Source organism: Providencia sp. PROV174 (assembly GCF_028480685.1).
Taxonomy (GTDB): Bacteria; Pseudomonadota; Gammaproteobacteria; order Enterobacterales; family Enterobacteriaceae; genus Providencia; species Providencia rettgeri.
Window position 1 is genome coordinate 87,544 of record NZ_JAMPOT010000010.1, and the last position, 17,010, is coordinate 104,553.

Sequence of the window (17,010 nt, forward strand, 5' to 3'; positions counted from 1 at the left end):
TAGATGAACCTTCATCTACTTATTAATTTTCCGGTCAATTTACGCCAACACCATTCAAGCGGCCCCTGCCTAAAAAACATTAACCAATAATAAGAAAACAATAAATTTGCCCCCCAAATAATGGGAACCAAAACAAGTAATTCAACCCGTGTAAATTGCCCAAAATAGCCTAAGTGGTAAAACAATGTGGTACAAATTAGCGTTTGCAAAATATAATTACTCAACGCCATACGGCCCACATATTGCAGCCCATGGATTACTTTATTGTTTACCACTATTCCCCAAAAGCCATACACCAGAGCTATGTATCCTATAGATTGAAATGGAATAACTAGCTCATTAATAATATAACCAATGATTGAAGTTGAAAAATAACTCCAATTGAATTGGCTTTGCATGTATAGCGAAACTATTTGAATCAATAAGGATGGCAAGATAAATATGCAGGCTATTTTGCGGTAATGTTGAGCACTAAATTGCCCTCGTAACCAACCATTTTTCATTAACAATGCGCCAATAATCATCAACGCAGATAATTGCCAGCCATATTGGATAACCAGCATTTCAACCATCTTGAGCATCTCTGATGCTCGATAATACACACCATCCATTCCCCCCGAGGTATGTATAGTATATTCAAATGCCAATTGCTTATCCGAGGTTTGCCAAAAACCAGAGGGATCTACACCGCTTCCCAACACGAGCAAGATGACTAGCCCAATCAAATATAGTGACAATGCTATTTTCAATAAAAAACCATCATCATATTGATTAAGCAAATAGGCTACCAACAAGCCCGTTAATGCATAGGCCAAAAGAATATCACCGTCCCAAAAGCCAACCCCATGAATCACCCCGAATAGGGCTAAAACAAATAAACGGCACCGGTTCCAACCAAGAGAACGAGGCTGTAGCAATACAAGTGTTGCCCCAAATAGGATGGAAAAAATAGCGAGAACTTTACCTTGAAAAAGGACATTGAAAACACCCCAGAGGTAAGCCTCTGACTCGGGTGTTGTATTGGTGTAATAAGGGTTTAAATACGCCGCTTGTGGTAAAGCAAAAGCAAAGATATTCATTAAAAGAATACCTAAAATCGCTATACCACGGACGGCGTCAAGTGCGTCAATACGACTTGACGGTGTCGTTGTTGTCATAAATTATAAATGGCGAACTGCACGTAAAAATTCTTGTCGTGTGTTTTGGCTTGATTTAAACAACCCGCCTAATGACGTTGTTGTTGTTGCACTTGTCGCGTCACGAATACCACGTGCTTTCACGCAATAATGCACTGCATCTATGCAAACAGCCACATTCGTTGTTCCCAGTAATGTTTGCAAAGCAACCAAAATTTGCTGTGTTAAACGTTCTTGCACTTGTGGGCGTTGTGAGAAAAATTGCACAATTCGGTTAATTTTCGATAAACCAATGACTTTATCTTTTGGAATATAGGCAACTGTCGCTTTGCCATCGATCGTAACAAAGTGGTGTTCGCAGGTGCTTGTTAGCGTAATATCACGCACAGTGACCATTTCATCCACTTTCATTTTATTTTCAATCAGAGTGATTTTTGGAAAGTTTGCGTAATCTAGCCCTGAAAAAATTTCATCAACATACATTTTTGCGATGCGACGAGGGGTATCAGCTAAACTGTCATCGGTTAAATCCAAATTCAGCAGCGTCATGATCTCTGTCATGTGCCCTTCAATCAGTTTCTTGCGTTCGTCGCCTGATTTTGGCTGGATACGCAAAGGCGTTTCTAAGCCTCTTGCCTCCAGTGCGGCATGAACTAACTCGGCCTCTTTACTCAGAGATGACATGTGATCCTCCACAAATGGTATAACTATTTTTATAAAATGCAGGTGTGCGGTACTCTAAAACAGCAGGTACAGATAATCCAGCATAACATGGATAATTACCGTGAAATATTTGCACTTATTCATGCAATTCATTCACCCTGTTAATCTATCCTTTAAAAGGTTTTACACCTTACATACGGTGATTAATAGCACATTTTTTATTGATACATTAATTTTAAAAGATAAATATAGAGTGCCTAACTATTTAACATGATTATAGCAACAACCGTTTTGTTATTTTGTGCATAATTTTCTCTGTGCTAATGCCAGCTAATTGTCTAAATCTCACTAAAAGCTATCTGTAATCAATTTCTATTCATTCACCCACTAATGGATTTCTGCCATAATATGCATTACGAACACATTTTAAGCCTCAAGGCAGATAACAATAATGAGGGTCATTATTTATGGATCAGTGTCATACTAACGATTTGATTTCTCTAGATGTTGCATTGGAAAAATTACTATCTCAAACGAAAACCGTCACAGATACCGAAATCATTCCACTGACCTCCTCTGCACAGCGCATCATTGCGACAGACCTGATTTCCCCTATCAATGTCCCACCATTCGATAATTCTGCTATGGATGGCTATGGCTTGCGTTTTGCCGATTGGGATGGAAAAACACCAATGCCAGTGGCTGGTAAATCATTTGCCGGCAATCCTATGGAAGGCGAATTAAAAGCAGGTTGCTGCGTGCGTATTATGACCGGTGCCCCAATTCCACAAGGCGTGGATACGGTTGTGATGCAAGAATCTACAGAGCAAACGAGCCAAGGCATTGTATTTACCCAACCTATCAAACAAGGTAGTAACGTTCGTAAAGCAGGGGAAGATATTGCCCAAGGCAATGCTGTGTTCCCTGCAGGAACGTTACTCACAACAGCCCAACTGCCGTTAATTGCTTCACTGGGGATTGCAGATGTCACCGTTTATCGTCGCCTTAAAGTTGCCGTTTTTTCAACAGGTGATGAACTACAAGCCGTCGGCCTTCCTTTAGCAGATGGGCAAATTTATGATACTAACCGTTTCACCGTTCGCCTGATGCTTGAAAAACTTAACTGCGAAGTACTTGATCTAGGTGTGATACCGGACTCGCCAGAAAAACTCAAACAAACCTTTATCGAAGCTAACCAACACGCTGATTTAGTTATCAGTAGTGGCGGTGTTTCCGTGGGTGAAGCTGACTATACCAAACAAATTTTGGATGAATTAGGCACGATTGGTTTTTGGAAGTTGGCCATTAAACCAGGAAAACCCTTTGCATTTGGTAAGTTAAGTGATGCTTGGTTTTGTGGACTACCGGGGAACCCTGTTTCTGCTGCACTCACCTTTTACCAATTAGTTCAACCACTGATTGCGCGCCTTTCAGGGCACAGCCAATGGCGTGCCCCGCTACGCTTCAAAGTTCCAGTTACCACCGCGTTGAAGAAAAGCCCGGGTCGTTTAGATTTTCAGCGAGGAATTCTAAGCACCAATGAACAAGGACAATTACAAGTCTCCACAACGGGTCACCAAGGCTCACACGTGTTTAGTTCATTTAGTTTAGCTAACTGCTTTATTGTCCTTGAAAGAGAACGTGGCCGTGTTGAAGCGGGTGAAATGGTTGAAGTCGAAATGTTTAACTATTTATTAAAAAGTGAATAATAACTGTGCAAGAGCTTAGCGATCCGGAAATGTTGCGGTACAACCGCCAAATTATCCTCCGTGGGTTTGATTTCGATGGGCAAGAAAAGCTTAAAGCTGGCAAAGTGTTGGTTATTGGCCTTGGTGGTTTAGGCTGCGCTGCCACTCAATACCTTGCCGCAGCAGGTGTCGGTCACCTGACATTGGTGGATTTCGACACCGTGTCATTATCTAACTTACAACGGCAAGTGTTGCATCGTGATGCAACCATTGATATGCCAAAAGTTGATTCCGCGAAAACACAGCTTGCAGCCATTAACCCACATATCCAAATTGATACCGTCAATGCACAGCTAGATGATGCACAACTTGATGAATTAATCACACATCATGATGTGATCTTAGATTGCACTGATAACGTCGCCATTCGTGAACAGCTCAACCGGTTGTGTTTACCGCATAAAAAGCCATTGGTTTCAGGTGCAGCTATTCGCATGGAAGGACAATTATCTGTTTTCACTTATGAAGAAAATACCCCTTGCTATCACTGTTTAAGCCGTTTATTTGGTGACAATAACTTAACTTGCGTTGAAGCCGGAGTCATGTCTCCTTTAGTCGGGACCATTGGTACGCTAGAGGCGATGGAAGCAATTAAATTATTAGCTAATTATGGGAAGGTTAATTCAGGAAAAGTATTGCTATTTGATGCAATGACCATGGACTTCCGCCAATTTAAACTTAGCAAAGACCCGCATTGTGAAGTCTGTGCTAAAGGCTAACGGCTAAATTTTCGAGCAAGTTGACTTTTTTCATCATTCAGGCGAGGCTTTTCTCGCCTTTTTCCTATTTCAATCACACTAAAATTAAGAATAATCCGAAAAAATAATTTAATTGCCCTTTCACCTTATACTATCTCTCTTTTGTGGTGCTTGATGGTTTAAATATCACCACTGTTTATTCTTTTGATAAAGTTACTGAGAGTATGAATATGCAATTCCCTCCTTGCCCGAAATGCCAGTCTGAATACACCTATACTGATAACGATATGTATATCTGCCCTGAGTGCGCGCATGAATGGAATGATGCCGAGCCTGTAGCTGATATTGATGAATTAATTGTAAAAGATGCCAATGGTAACCTGCTAGCTGATGGCGATACCATCACCGTGATTAAAGATCTCAAAGTCAAAGGCAGCTCTTCAATGCTAAAAATCGGTACCCGCGTTAAAGGTATCCGTTTGGTCGAGGGCGACCACAATATCGACTGTAAGATTGATGGCTTCGGTCAAATGAAATTGAAATCTGAGTTTGTGAAGAAAAACTAAGTTTACTTCGCCCATTAAAAAGCCCTCAATCAAAATTGAGGGCTTTTTGTTTCTAATCCAAAACGATATTTAAAGCACTACACCTTGGCTTGTCAGGTATTCATCATAACTACCTTTGAAATCAATTACTTTATCTTCTTTGATTTCTAAAATACGGCTCGCTAACGAGCTAACAAACTCACGGTCATGAGAAACGAAAATTAACGTTCCTTTGTATAATTCGAGGGCTAAGTTTAATGACTCGATGGATTCCATATCCAAGTGGTTGGTTGGTTCATCCATAATCAAAATATTTGGCTGTTGCATCATTAACTTACCAAATAACATGCGCCCTTGTTCACCACCAGATAACACTTTAACTTTCTTTTTAATGTCATCTTGAGAAAACAGTAAACGGCCTAAAATACTGCGCACCGCTTGCTCGTCATCTCCTTCATTTTTCCACTGACTCATCCAGTCAAACACGGTTAAATCTGTTTCAAAATCTTCTGCATGGTCTTGAGCATAGTAACCAATGCTACTGTTTTCTGACCATTTAACCATTCCGCTAGTTGCAGGCTGTTCACCCACCAGCGTTTTTAAGAATGTCGTTTTACCGATACCATTAGCACCAATAACGGCCATTTTTTCGCCAACTTCTAGTAATAAATTGACATTTTTGAATAATGGCCCTTGGTCATAACCATTGGTTACTGCTTCTAACTCAAGTGCATTTCGGAACAGTTTTTTCTCTTGTTCAAAACGAATAAATGGGTTTTGACGGCTAGACGCTTTCACCTCATCCAATTGAATTTTATCAATTTGACGTGCACGAGAAGTCGCTTGTTTCGACTTAGAGGCATTCGCGCTGAAGCGGCTAACGAAAGACTGTAACTCAGCAATTTGCGCTTTTTTCTTCGCGTTATCCGATAATAAACGCTCACGTGCTTGGGTTGCCGCAATCATATATTCATCATAGTTACCTGTGAATAAACGCAATTCACCGTAATCTAGGTCAGCCATGTGCGTACATACGGTATTTAAAAAGTGCCTATCATGGGAAATAATGATCATGGTACAACTGCGGTCATTCAAAACTTGCTCTAACCAACGAATGGTATCGATATCCAAGTTGTTCGTCGGTTCATCAAGTAACAAGATATCTGGGTTAGAGAATAGTGCTTGTGCCAGAAGTACACGGAGTTTCCAGCCAGGTGCCACTTCACTCATTGGGCCATAATGCTGTTCGACAGGAATACCTACACCCAACAATAATTCACCGGCACGAGCTTCCGCACTATAGCCGTCCATTTCACCATAAGCGACCTCTAAATCAGCCACACGGTAGCCATCTTCTTCGCTCATTTCAGGTAAAGCGTAGATTCTATCGCGCTCTTGTTTTACATCCCACAGTTCGCTATGGCCCATAATCACGGTATCAAGTACCGTAAATTCTTCAAATGCGAACTGATCTTGGCGAAGTTTACCAATACGCTCATTTGGATCAGTCGTGCTCACATTTCCAGCTGTAGGGGTTAAATCTCCCCCTAAGATCTTCATAAATGTGGATTTACCCGCGCCATTTGCGCCGATCAAACCATAACGGTTGCCTGTGCCAAATTTAACTGAAATGTTTTCAAACAGTGGCTTACTGCCAAACTGCATAGTGATATTGTTCGTTGTTAACACTGCTATGCCTTAAATTAAACGGTGTAAAATAGCCTGCGATGATTAGAGGCCCATGACTACGGCGTGCAAAATAACCCAAAATAATCATTTGAGCAGTAAAATGCATTCCATGCATGGTCATTAGAGTACGGCAGGTATAAATAGCGGCGCATTATGCCATATTACGCCGCTTAGATCTTGTGCTGTTTTCAGCAAATTGATTAACACGAAAGGAAAGACCGATTATATTGCCAAACTAAAGTGTGATCCCCATAGTACGACTGATTTCTGTAAGCCCTTCTCGTTCATAAAACTTAATCGCTTGATGATTTTGCGCTAATACTGATAGCTCCAAGTGGCTCAGTTGTCGACTTTTCGCCCATGCTTTCATCGCAGTTAGTAATTTTTGCCCTGCTTTTTCTCCACGGAAATTAGGATCAACCACAAGGTCAAAAATATAACCAAAATTTCGAGGAACAATGCAGCTATAAGGGTCAGCGGCTTGCTGTTGTGCGATACAAAACCCTTTAATCTCACCGTTGAATTCAGCAACTAACACATAAAATTTATCGTCAATAATTGCATTTTCAATAAATTCCTTAGCCTGTTCAGCGGGTTGTAAGCGCTCAGGGTCAAGTAATGCCATCTCCGAAAACAAAATTTGGTAAAGTGAAAGAATAGAGTCCACATCATTTTTGATAGCTTCCCTTATCATGCATTCCTCTCTGTTATTTCAGTATTGATGCTAGTCGTACGTTTTAATTGATGGGGCAATATAAGATTCAAAACTTTCTAATAATTCAGCAGGTGAATCATTTACAATCGCCATATGACGATATTTTTCATGTAGGAAACCTTCATCTGCCATTTTATTTGTCATATCAATCAATGGCTGCCAATAATTATTAATATTAAACAAGGCACACGGCTTAGCATGCAAACCAATTTGGCTCCAAGTAAATACTTCTGCGTACTCTTCAAGTGTGCCATACCCGCCAGGTAAAGCGACAAAGGCATCGGCAAGTTCGATCATTTTACTTTTACGCTGATGCATCGTTTCAACTTTATATAGCTCGGTTAAATTCTTATGAGAAATTTCGCGTTCTTCTAGCAATGATGGGATAACTCCAATCGCTTTTCCCCCTAATGACAAAACGGTATCAGCAATTGTCCCCATAATTCCCACACTAGCACCGCCATAAACTAATGTAATGTCGCGCTTAACCATTTCTTTGGCAAATTCAATGGCTTTTTGCTGATAGATCTCATTATTTCCCATACTGGAACCACAATACACTGCAATACTTTTAATCTTTCCCATCTGTTCCTCATTTTCCATTTTTATTGTGACTTTTTAGAGAATTGAATTATACGAGCCTAATACAGAAGCTCAAGCTTCGCCCTCTGTCACAATAAAATGAGACTAATTCATGTTTATAGCACTACAATTCACCTAAACCAACATATTGACAGCCAATAGAGCACATTTACCCCCTTATGAGCGATAGCTAAACCATAAAGAAATATAAAGCCGCGCAGTTTTATGAGATAATCTTTAAGAAATTATTTTTCATCACTAAATACTTATTTTCTAAATATTTATTATCAATTAAGTTACGTTTTCCGAGGTTTACTTATTTATGTCTGCCGACACTAAAAAGAGCGCATTTCCGCTATTACCTATAGGGTTATTATTGCTTGCAATGACCTCTATTCAAAGCGGAGCTTCTTTAGCTAAAACTTTATTTCCTGTTATCGGCGCTCCCGGTGTTACTGGTTTACGTTTATTGCTTGCTACGATTATATTATTTGTTATTTTTAAACCTTGGCGTTTAAAATTCAGAAGAAACTCGCTTGTTCCCCTGCTAGCCTATGGTTTATCCCTAGGTACAATGAATTATTTATTTTACCTTTCCCTTGAACGCATTCCATTAGGAATAGCCGTTGCACTTGAGTTTACTGGCCCTTTAGCCGTCGCGATGTTTTCCTCTCGCCGCCCAATTGATTTTCTGTGGATAGCGCTGGTTATTGTTGGGTTATTATTTTTACTTCCTATTGGCGATAATATTGAATCCATTGATACCCTCGGTGCCATCTATGCTCTCGGAGCCGGTGTCTGTTGGGGATTGTATATTATATTCGGCCAACGCGCGGGAGCCGGTTATGGCGCAGCCACCGTGGCTATCGGTTCATTTATTTCTGCGATGATTTTCTTTCCTATCGGTTTAATGCAAACTGGGGTCGAGGTGATGTTTGACCCATCAATCTTACCTCTTGCGCTAGCTGTTGCGATTTTATCAACCGCATTCCCTTATACATTAGAAATGATCGCGCTAACCCGCTTGCCTGCTCGAACTTTTGGTACATTGATGAGCCTTGAACCTTGTATGGGCGCATTTTTGGGGATAGTTTTCCTACATGAACACTTAACAATGACTCAATGGTTAGCATTGTTGTGTATTGTCTGTGCTTCTATTGGTTCAACCTCAACAGCGGTACCAAAGTCAAAAATAGAAAAAGTGTCCTAGCCACAAAATCTAACTGTAAACAAAGACAATTAAGGTTAATAAATTCGATATGTTGATATTTATTAACCTTTTTTCGTGTAAAGATTTATTCATCAATTTGAAATAATCATTTTTTATTTTTATTTTATTATTTAATAAGCGTTATAGCACTTATTGCTAAAAACTATCGGTATTCAAGATCCACAATAAATTAACAGTTAATAAAACCTATCGAATAGGCCTATTAAACTAATCGTTTATTACATTATGACAAAGTCGTTTTATTATTTTATATTTATTGACAGATGAGGTTACTAAACAAATTCATATTTAAGAGAGGATGAATCATGAGTACAGCTAAATTATTTAAAGCATCTTCAAGTGAACTTTTATATACCCGCAATGATATGGAAGACAGCGTAAAATTGGAAACCATTGGAATACTTAATGTTATGGTAGTCCATTTTACCGATCTCTCTCTAATGACTAAACAAGCCCACTGGAATATGCGTGGTCGCAATTTTATCGCCGTACATGAAATGTTAGATGGCTTTAGAACCACGTTAGTTGAACACTTAGATGAATTCGCTGAACGTGCAGTTCAATTGGGAGGCGTTGCTATTGGTACAACCCAAGAGGTTAGCCGCTTCACTTCGTTAGAGGCTTACCCAATTAATATTCACAGTGTACAAGATCATTTGAAAGCATTAGCAGACCGTTATGCGGTTGTCGCGAATGATATTCGAAAAGCGATTGATGAAGTGGAAGACGAAGATACCGCAGATATGTTTACCGCGGCTTCCCGCGATATGGATAAATTCCTCTGGTTTTTAGAAGCTAATATTGAGTAATGTCGTAAATAGAGTCAATTCAAATTGACCAATGGCCACTGCAAAGTGGCCATTTCATTTATTAACAATTAGCTATATAAATCAAACTATTATTGACATTTAAATACCTTAAAACAAAATACGTTAACTTAATTATTTACTGTTTTTAGATATTTCAGGCTGTTCTATCGGAAATACCGGTAATGCATTTAATAACCTTTTGCCATAATTTTTAGTTAATAACCGTTTATCATAAATAATAATTTCACCATAACATTCATGACTGCGAATTAACCTGCCTGCTTGCTGTATCAAATTAAATGAAGCACTCGGTAAACTTTGAACTTCAAATGGGTATCGCTTCAACGACTTCAACCAATCACCTTCCGTGATAATTACAGGGTTTGTTACTGGTGGAAATGCGATTTTATGAATATGGACCTGAGTTAAATATTCCCCTTTTAGGTCTAACCCCTCTGCAAACGATTGTAAGCCAATTAAGGCACTAGATTGCCCTTGGTTAATTCTTTCACAATGTGTTTCGACTAACCGATAACGTGGTTGATCTCCTTGAACTAAAAGCTGCAAACGCAAATCTTTTACGTGCTCAAGAAAACCTTCCATTGCTCTTTGGCTACTAAATAAAACCAACACGCCACGGTGAGTATTTTTAATAAATTGCTCACGGAAAAATACCGCCATTTCCGCTAAGTGTTCCGCTTCATTGTTTATCGTTGGCTCGTATTCCATTTTAGGAATAATAATTTTTCCCTGCTCAACATGGTTAAAAGGGGAGGACAATGTCACAAAGCGATCATCACTTTTTTCAGATAGCCCAGTAAGTTCCATAAAACGTGAATAACTGTTCAACGACCTCAGCGTTGCTGAGGTAATCACAATATGAGGAACATTTCGCCATAACAAATGTTGTAATTGCTCACTCACTCGGATCCCCGCACAATGCATAAAGAAACGAGATTGGTTTTTCTCATAACGCCGACTTAACCATTTTGACACAGGGGCACCTGAACTTTGCTCTAATGCCGCCAGCCGCCAAAGCTTCGACATATTTTCAAAGTAGCCCATAGCCCTACTAGTCACAATAATCGACCGATGTAAGCGAACAATATCTTGCTTCGCAGTTTGTTCCGTCAAATCATTTAAGATAGCTTCCGCTAACCCATGTAGCGCATCTGTCTGCTTAAATAACACCTGACAGCTTAATTGCATTGCTTCAGGCAATACACCTAGAGGAAATAAATATTCAGTTTCTTTTGACGTTTCTGGCAATAAGGCATTTGCTAGTAATGAGAAATCACGAAATGTTTCCCGTAATTTTTCTGCATGTTGCTGTAATCGTTCAGAGTTAGCTAACTTTGGTGGCTTAGCTGGACGAAATTGCCCCATATATTGCCCAACATGCTGAATAAAGCTATCAAGCTGTGCTGTTAATTGAACTAACGTAATTTCGCCTTCAACTTCAAGGGCATCCCTTGCAACGTCTGGAACATGGTGACCTTCATCAAGTACTAATAATAAATTTTTCGGGTCAGGTAATACCGATTCACTCTCCATTGCCGCCATTACCAACGCATGGTTGGCAACCACTACATCTGCATCTTCGATTTCTCGCCTAGCAATAAAAAATGGACACCGCTGATAAAATTGGCAATTACGGCCTAAACAGTTCATTTTATCTGTGCTGACTTTACGCCATAAGCTATCGCTAAATGCCCGTTTGTGGTGATCCCTTAACCCATCCCATGCAAAGCTTTGAAAATCATGCCGCAGTTGCTGACAAATTGCCCGTTCTTCACTATTCGCAATTTCCGTTTTGTCTTCCACCAATAACATTAAATCTATTTGCTCACCTTCTGCTGCACAAATAGCTTCTAAATTACGGGGGCAAACATAACGAGCACGCCCAAATGCACCTGTATATTTTAGATCAGGAATAATTTTGCTTAATAACGGTAAATCCTTACTATAAATTTGGTCTTGTAATGCCACATTCGCCGTACTGACCACTAAGGTTTTTCCTTCTTCCCTACCAACTGCTATCCCCGGTATTAAATAAGACAGTGTCTTCCCTACTCCAGTAGGCGCTTCTATGACCAAATGGCGGCCGTCATCATCCGCTAAATTTTTTGCGACTTGCGCTATCATCTGCCGCTGCGGGGCTCGGGAAACAAACCCATCAATTTGTACGGACAACCCTTTATACCACTGAGTTATTTGTTCTTTAGTTTTATTTGACAGGGACATAAATTATGCAGGTGACCAAAGTTAAAATGAAAGATAACGAAACTGACAACAATACGAAATATGAAAAAAACTCTTTTGCCAACCGCTTCGCAAAACTACTGTATTAATACCCATTATACATAAAAATTGGGAAGCTTTTTGCAAAACGCCCATTATGCAACAGAAAAAATAGCTTTTAACTTGTTTGCAACACTCATCCGGTTATACTTTGAGTTCTTACACTATTTAGATTTTTATCACTAGGCAGGCTATAGAAAATGAAAAAGGTTGTTATCGCACTTTGCGCATTATGTGCTTTTGGTTCTGTAGGCGGTATTGTTTTAGCTGGTATGAACATTTATACGCGTTCAACAACACCACTTGAGCAAGGACAACCGCAATCCCCTTCAGCACTGCCAGCACCAAATCAAATTCAGTAATTTTAAAATAATTTAGCAACCCAGGATGGAGATAGCTTATGTACAACGATTATTTCGTAACCCCACAATGGTTAAATTCACATCTATTTGATGATAACATCATTGTGCTCGATGCTTCTTCTCCACCACCAACCGCACCTTATGATTGCCGCCAGCAATATTTACAAGAACATATTCCTAACGCTCAATTCTTTCACCAAGATGAAATTGCAGACAAAAGCTGTGATTTACCCCATATGCTGCCAAGTGCTGAAGTTTTTAGCCAAGCAGTTAGTACCATGGGTATTGGCAATGACACCCAAGTTATTATTTATTCGCAGAATAACTTATTTTCATCCCCAAGAGCATGGTGGACTTTCACCACGATGGGCTGCAAAAACGTTAAAATTTTAGCCGGTGGCATCGATGCTTGGAAAGCTGCTGGGTTTGATGTTCAGTCAGGGGAAGTCACTCCACCAGCTGCGAAGCAATTCCATGCCACACGTAAAGACAGTAACGCACTGAATCAAGAGCAAGTACTTGAGATTGTAAATCAAGGCAAAATTCAAATTATTGATGCTCGCGCAGAGCCACGCTTTCTTGCCCGAGCGCCAGAACCGCGTCCGGGTTTGCGTATGGGGCATATTCCAGGGAGCAAAAACGTCCCATGGGATCTTCTGGTGGAAAATGGTACATTCAAATCACCAGAGCAACTTAAAGCTATCTTTGCTAAGCAAGGTGTAGATATCCATGCACCCTCTGTGACTACCTGTGGTTCAGGAATGACCGCTGCTGTGGTATTAATGGCATTAACGTTATTAGGTAATCAAAACCTGCGTTTGTATGATGGTTCATGGGCCCAATGGGGGCAAGATAACGGCCTGCCAATCGAGTCGTAATCTTCTCCCATAAAAATATAAGCCACTCGATATTTAAGTGGCTTATAGAATGAGCATTTACCAAGTAGAGAAAATGGCTATTTGGCAAATATCCCGGCTAAGAACAGTACGACAATCGCACCGATGACCGCGACAACAAAACTCCCAAAGTTGAAGCCATCAACTTTTCCTTTACCAAAGAAAGTACTGATGTAACCACCCACAACGGCACCAACAATCCCCAGCACGGTGGTCATAATGAACCCCATGTGATAAGTACCTGGCATCAGCCACTTAGCTAAAACACCTGCAATTAGACCAAAAATAATCCAAGCAATTACACCCATCTTACGCCTCCCAGACTCGGTAATTTCACTATAATGTCAAAATTTTCTCATATAATAGTAGAGCTTTAAGTAAATTAAATCGCTCTCCTACCAATTAAGTAAAGACCCTATAAGTTAATTTCGCAACTATAAATTCTTGCTAATTAACATTATTCATAATTAATTGTTCACTATTTCAGTTATCTCTTGTGAAATCTGTTGGGCATTTTTTAACGATCTAACTTGAGAAAATAGTTCATCTGCCTGATGATATTCTTTGCGTAAATAGCCTAGCCATTGTTTAATTCGGGCAGCATGGTAATGGCCTGTATCCCCTTGTTTTTCAAGTTCCGTATACTTTAATAACAACTTGCCAACTTGATCCCAAGGCATTTTAGACTCATTAAATTTGACCACCCGGCTAAGGTTTGGCGTATTGAGTGCTCCACGGCCAATCATCACAGCATCACATCCTGTGATTTCAAGGCAGCGCTGTGCACTTGTATAATCCCAAATCTCACCATTAGCAATCACTGGGATCGACAATTTACGACGGATTTCGCCAATGGCAGACCAATTAATGCACTCTGCTTTATAACCGTCTTCTTTGGTTCTACCATGGACAGTAAGTTCTGTTGCTCCTGCTTGTTGAACTGCATCTGCAATTTCATAAGCAAATTCAGAACTATCCCATCCCAAACGAACCTTAACCGAAATAGGTAACTCTTTTGGAACTGCTTCTCGCATTGCTTTAGCGGCTCGATAGATTAAATCGGGTTGCTTTAATAAAGTCGCACCATCACCATGACCATTGACTGTTTTTGATGGACAGGCAAAGTTTATGTAGGATACATATTTAAGATCTATGGGAAGTGGAGCTAATTGGCTTTATTGCCACCTTTCACTATTCCTATCATTACAAAAACTTTTCTGTTATCTAGATAATTGCAAAATACCTCCTATATTATTTTTAGATCAACCAAGTCAAGTTTATTTTCCTAGTATTGATAACTCTGATGTTAAATTCGAACCTGAAAACTTGTCTTATAAGGATAGTGATTCACTAAACCATGATATTAATGCGGTAGAAAATTTTTTCAATGTAATTATAGATTTTTGCAATACAACATTAGCTGAGACAAAGTGTATTCCTCAGATAATAATATCCGACCATGCCGATAATTTAAAGCTTTCTGATGATAAAATTTTTGAGAAATACGTAGTCGCACGATGGAGAGATAGAGGATTTATTCATCCCAAAATTGACGACTAGAGTTATATAAAATTTGGTATAAAAAGTTCATTTTTTAATTATAAAAATGAACCTTTTTGGTATAAGTTTAAAATTAATGTATTATTTTTATTATAAAATATAGCCTTTTAATATTAGTTAAAATTCAGGATGTAACCATTTTGTATCCTGAATTATTTTTGTAATTCGTCCCTCATAACAAAAATGCGAGCTTGCTCGCCGCACCTCGTGCGTCAATCAAACTCTTGGCGTGGCAATGTTTTGCCCTCGTTAACCGGTTTATTAAAATAACGGCTAGCGCCGTTGGGCTGAAGCCCAAATCTATTTTATAACCAGTATAAATATTAGTAACTAATAACTAATAACTAATAACTAATAAGGCTTTTTTATGTTAATTAAAAAAATCCAAGTTCTAATCCTGAAATCAAAATTAATTACAATCTAACTAGTTTTTATGTAGAAGACAGGAATACTGAAACTAGAACTCACCAAAAGAAAATTGAAATAGTATATGCTAAATCCTATAACGAAATACCATCTATTCATAGAAAATCTATAGACTTTAACTCTCAACAAAAAATAATAAGTAAAATGGAAATAATCTCTCCAAAGTTTTGGATAATTATTAAAGATAAATATAAAAATGCCATAATTGCTGTTGGTGAGCATTATGCTACTATCTCTTGGTTGAAAACCACTCGATCAAGACAGTTGATTTTTTCTAAAATTAAACGAGCAAATAAATTTGAATTCACTGTTTCTTTTAAAAATGGAATTTTAAATGCACCTAAAATAGTTTCAGATAAGAATGAAATAATAAATTCTACAATTGAAGATTTAAGTAAAAAATTTGGTTATACAGAGGTATACAGTCAGTTTATGAAGTTTTTTGATAATTACTCATAATGATTTATTTTTAATAACAATCAGACTAAAAAATAGAATCATAATATATTATTGTTTAGTCTGAGTAATATAAAAAATCTCTCACTAAACAATTAAAATTTCCTCCAAATTATTTGGCACCAATTCCAAATGATCATTTAATAGGCACCATTCAATATCAAAGCCCATTACCTCTTCAAATTTTGTTCTTATTGAGTTCATTATATTTTCCTTAAAGGGAATAATGAACTCATATGTACTGCCTTCAGAAGTTCTTCTTCTTTTTTTCTTAAAACCTAATTTAGTTAATAGTTTTCCTAAAGCTATATTATTTATTAGTTCTTTTTTTACGCCATAAATTTGTGCTAAACTCAGGGTTTGTTTATAAATCATACCCCAATCTTTATTTTGAATGAAAACCTCATTAAATGAGTTTTCATCATTTAATATGTGATATAAAATTTGTTCAGAACCACTAAATGAATACATTTTTATACTATTTAACTCATTTGTTTTTGGTGCCACTCTTGGATTAAAATTTTCAATATTTAAATTTTTTAAATAGCCAAATAGCTTTTCTGCACCACCATTTTTTTCCCAAGTATAGTATTTATCAAATTTGTCAATAGATTGCTTATTACTTTCAGGCACATCAATATATAAGTACCTCCGTTTATATTTTTCAAACCGAATAATATTTTCTCTATTTGACGCCATAACAATTCTAATATAATTATCCACAAAATAAGTATCGAAACCTTTTCTTTCTACTCTTAATTTATCTTCAGTGATTAAACCTTTTAAAATATCAGTCGCTTGGTTTGTACCTGCAAATGCCTCATCAAAAAAAACCATCAATTTATTTTCTAATACCGCATTAAAATTACTACTAATATCTTTGCTATTTGTAGAATGCATGTAATGAGCACCAAATATTGATGAAAAAGGCTTCATCAATGATCCTTTTCCATAACCTTGACCAGACCTCATAACTATTGCAACGCCAGGTTTTTCTTCTGGTTTTTGTATTGAATGAGCAAGCCAATTAATTAAGTAATCTATTTTAGCTTTGTCGTTATTACAAATCACTGTAACTAGTTCTAGCCATGGTGATATATCACTTTTTTGACTAGGCTCGGGCTTTATTCCGAACCCTTGATAGATACTGAAAACTTGATTATTAATACTTAACGGATCTTTTTTAGGATCAA

At 38.2% G+C, this 17,010-nt stretch carries 16 protein-coding genes and 2 pseudogenes; 9 read left to right on the plus strand and 9 right to left on the minus strand.

What is annotated here, in order from left to right; all coding sequences use genetic code 11:
* Window positions 1-11 precede the first annotated feature (11 nt).
* Together yeiB and folE are read right to left on the minus strand one after the other, a co-directional pair.
* Window positions 12-1,157: a DUF418 domain-containing protein YeiB gene (yeiB, locus tag PSE60_RS10540; protein ID WP_272665384.1), complete on the minus strand. Its 1,146-nt coding sequence runs from the start codon at window positions 1,155-1,157 to the stop codon at window positions 12-14.
* A gap of 3 nt (window positions 1,158-1,160) precedes the next feature.
* Window positions 1,161-1,820, minus strand: coding sequence for a GTP cyclohydrolase I FolE (folE, locus tag PSE60_RS10545; RefSeq protein WP_004256561.1), 660 nt, complete (start codon window positions 1,818-1,820; stop codon window positions 1,161-1,163).
* 446 nt (window positions 1,821-2,266) lie between these two features.
* Here folE and moeA point away from each other — a divergent pair, with 446 nt between their 5' ends.
* The 3 genes from moeA to PSE60_RS10560 all read left to right on the plus strand — a co-directional run bounded on the left by moeA (window position 2,267) and on the right by PSE60_RS10560 (window position 4,811).
* A complete protein-coding gene (moeA, locus tag PSE60_RS10550) occupies window positions 2,267-3,508 on the plus strand; it encodes a molybdopterin molybdotransferase MoeA (protein ID WP_272665385.1) in 1,242 nt (413 codons plus the stop codon).
* 5 nt (window positions 3,509-3,513) lie between these two features.
* Entirely contained in the window at window positions 3,514-4,266 is a 753-nt protein-coding gene (gene moeB, locus PSE60_RS10555) for a molybdopterin-synthase adenylyltransferase MoeB (RefSeq protein WP_272665386.1), read from the plus strand.
* Window positions 4,267-4,475: 209 nt separating this feature from the next.
* On the plus strand, window positions 4,476-4,811 hold the full coding sequence (locus tag PSE60_RS10560) for a zinc ribbon domain-containing protein YjdM (RefSeq protein ID WP_004909208.1): 336 nt from the start codon (window positions 4,476-4,478) through the stop codon (window positions 4,809-4,811).
* A 69-nt stretch (window positions 4,812-4,880) separates the two neighbouring features.
* Here the strand turns inward: PSE60_RS10560 and PSE60_RS10565 are convergent, their stop codons facing one another.
* The 3 genes from PSE60_RS10565 to PSE60_RS10575 form a co-directional block, all read right to left on the minus strand.
* The gene (locus PSE60_RS10565; RefSeq protein WP_272665387.1) at window positions 4,881-6,479 is read right to left on the minus strand and encodes an ABC-F family ATPase; all 1,599 of its coding nucleotides are present in this window, start codon (window positions 6,477-6,479) and stop codon (window positions 4,881-4,883) included.
* A gap of 235 nt (window positions 6,480-6,714) precedes the next feature.
* The gene (locus PSE60_RS10570) at window positions 6,715-7,173 is read right to left on the minus strand and encodes a GNAT family N-acetyltransferase (protein ID WP_210836090.1); all 459 of its coding nucleotides are present in this window, start codon (window positions 7,171-7,173) and stop codon (window positions 6,715-6,717) included.
* Between the two features lie 30 nt (window positions 7,174-7,203).
* Window positions 7,204-7,779: a TIGR00730 family Rossman fold protein gene (locus tag PSE60_RS10575; protein ID WP_210836088.1), complete on the minus strand. Its 576-nt coding sequence runs from the start codon at window positions 7,777-7,779 to the stop codon at window positions 7,204-7,206.
* A gap of 319 nt (window positions 7,780-8,098) precedes the next feature.
* On the opposite strand from PSE60_RS10575, the gene rhtA reads away from it, so the two are divergent.
* Both rhtA and dps read left to right on the plus strand, forming a co-directional pair.
* Window positions 8,099-8,986, plus strand: coding sequence for a threonine/homoserine exporter RhtA (gene rhtA / locus PSE60_RS10580; RefSeq protein WP_210836081.1), 888 nt, complete (start codon window positions 8,099-8,101; stop codon window positions 8,984-8,986).
* Window positions 8,987-9,312: 326 nt separating this feature from the next.
* Complete coding sequence (gene dps, locus PSE60_RS10585; protein ID WP_210836079.1) at window positions 9,313-9,816, plus strand: DNA starvation/stationary phase protection protein Dps; 504 nt, start codon at window positions 9,313-9,315, stop codon at window positions 9,814-9,816.
* A 132-nt stretch (window positions 9,817-9,948) separates the two neighbouring features.
* On the opposite strand, the gene dinG is transcribed toward dps, so the two are convergent.
* Entirely contained in the window at window positions 9,949-12,060 is a 2,112-nt protein-coding gene (gene dinG / locus PSE60_RS10590) for an ATP-dependent DNA helicase DinG (RefSeq protein WP_272665389.1), read from the minus strand.
* Window positions 12,061-12,317: 257 nt separating this feature from the next.
* Between dinG and PSE60_RS10595 the strand changes: the two genes are divergently transcribed.
* Together PSE60_RS10595 and sseA are read left to right on the plus strand one after the other, a co-directional pair.
* Window positions 12,318-12,479, plus strand: coding sequence for a hypothetical protein (locus PSE60_RS10595; protein WP_004256593.1), 162 nt, complete (start codon window positions 12,318-12,320; stop codon window positions 12,477-12,479).
* 38 nt (window positions 12,480-12,517) lie between these two features.
* Window positions 12,518-13,357, plus strand: a complete 840-nt coding sequence (gene sseA / locus PSE60_RS10600; RefSeq protein ID WP_272665390.1) for a 3-mercaptopyruvate sulfurtransferase — start codon at window positions 12,518-12,520, stop codon at window positions 13,355-13,357.
* 77 nt (window positions 13,358-13,434) lie between these two features.
* Here the strand turns inward: sseA and PSE60_RS10605 are convergent, their stop codons facing one another.
* Both PSE60_RS10605 and PSE60_RS10610 read right to left on the minus strand, forming a co-directional pair.
* On the minus strand, window positions 13,435-13,683 hold the full coding sequence (locus PSE60_RS10605; RefSeq protein WP_004256598.1) for a GlsB/YeaQ/YmgE family stress response membrane protein: 249 nt from the start codon (window positions 13,681-13,683) through the stop codon (window positions 13,435-13,437).
* A gap of 159 nt (window positions 13,684-13,842) precedes the next feature.
* Window positions 13,843-14,505 (minus strand): annotated as a pseudogene (locus PSE60_RS10610) (tRNA-dihydrouridine synthase); the annotation flags it as partial.
* A gap of 19 nt (window positions 14,506-14,524) precedes the next feature.
* Here PSE60_RS10610 and PSE60_RS20630 point away from each other — a divergent pair.
* Window positions 14,525-14,935 (plus strand): annotated as a pseudogene (locus PSE60_RS20630) (DUF3732 domain-containing protein); the annotation flags it as partial.
* 570 nt (window positions 14,936-15,505) lie between these two features.
* The gene (locus PSE60_RS10615) at window positions 15,506-15,820 is read left to right on the plus strand and encodes a hypothetical protein (protein ID WP_272665391.1); all 315 of its coding nucleotides are present in this window, start codon (window positions 15,506-15,508) and stop codon (window positions 15,818-15,820) included.
* A gap of 84 nt (window positions 15,821-15,904) precedes the next feature.
* Here the strand turns inward: PSE60_RS10615 and PSE60_RS10620 are convergent, their stop codons facing one another.
* Window positions 15,905-16,888: a primase-helicase family protein gene (locus tag PSE60_RS10620; RefSeq protein ID WP_272665392.1), complete on the minus strand. Its 984-nt coding sequence runs from the start codon at window positions 16,886-16,888 to the stop codon at window positions 15,905-15,907.
* Between the last annotated feature and the right edge of the window lie 122 nt (window positions 16,889-17,010).

Coding starts and splice junctions, on each gene's coding strand:
- dinG (WP_272665389.1), bottom strand. CDS start 12,060: ATGTCCCTGTCAAATAAAACTAAAGAACAAATAACTCAGTGGTATAAA.
- dps (WP_210836079.1), top strand. CDS start 9,313: ATGAGTACAGCTAAATTATTTAAAGCATCTTCAAGTGAACTTTTATAT.
- PSE60_RS10595 (WP_004256593.1), top strand. CDS start 12,318: ATGAAAAAGGTTGTTATCGCACTTTGCGCATTATGTGCTTTTGGTTCT.
- PSE60_RS10575 (WP_210836088.1), bottom strand. CDS start 7,779: ATGGGAAAGATTAAAAGTATTGCAGTGTATTGTGGTTCCAGTATGGGA.
- PSE60_RS10615 (WP_272665391.1), top strand. CDS start 15,506: ATGGAAATAATCTCTCCAAAGTTTTGGATAATTATTAAAGATAAATAT.
- sseA (WP_272665390.1), top strand. CDS start 12,518: ATGTACAACGATTATTTCGTAACCCCACAATGGTTAAATTCACATCTA.
- moeA (WP_272665385.1), top strand. CDS start 2,267: ATGGATCAGTGTCATACTAACGATTTGATTTCTCTAGATGTTGCATTG.
- PSE60_RS10570 (WP_210836090.1), bottom strand. CDS start 7,173: ATGATAAGGGAAGCTATCAAAAATGATGTGGACTCTATTCTTTCACTT.
- folE (WP_004256561.1), bottom strand. CDS start 1,820: ATGTCATCTCTGAGTAAAGAGGCCGAGTTAGTTCATGCCGCACTGGAG.
- yeiB (WP_272665384.1), bottom strand. CDS start 1,157: ATGACAACAACGACACCGTCAAGTCGTATTGACGCACTTGACGCCGTC.
- PSE60_RS10560 (WP_004909208.1), top strand. CDS start 4,476: ATGCAATTCCCTCCTTGCCCGAAATGCCAGTCTGAATACACCTATACT.
- PSE60_RS10605 (WP_004256598.1), bottom strand. CDS start 13,683: ATGGGTGTAATTGCTTGGATTATTTTTGGTCTAATTGCAGGTGTTTTA.
- rhtA (WP_210836081.1), top strand. CDS start 8,099: ATGTCTGCCGACACTAAAAAGAGCGCATTTCCGCTATTACCTATAGGG.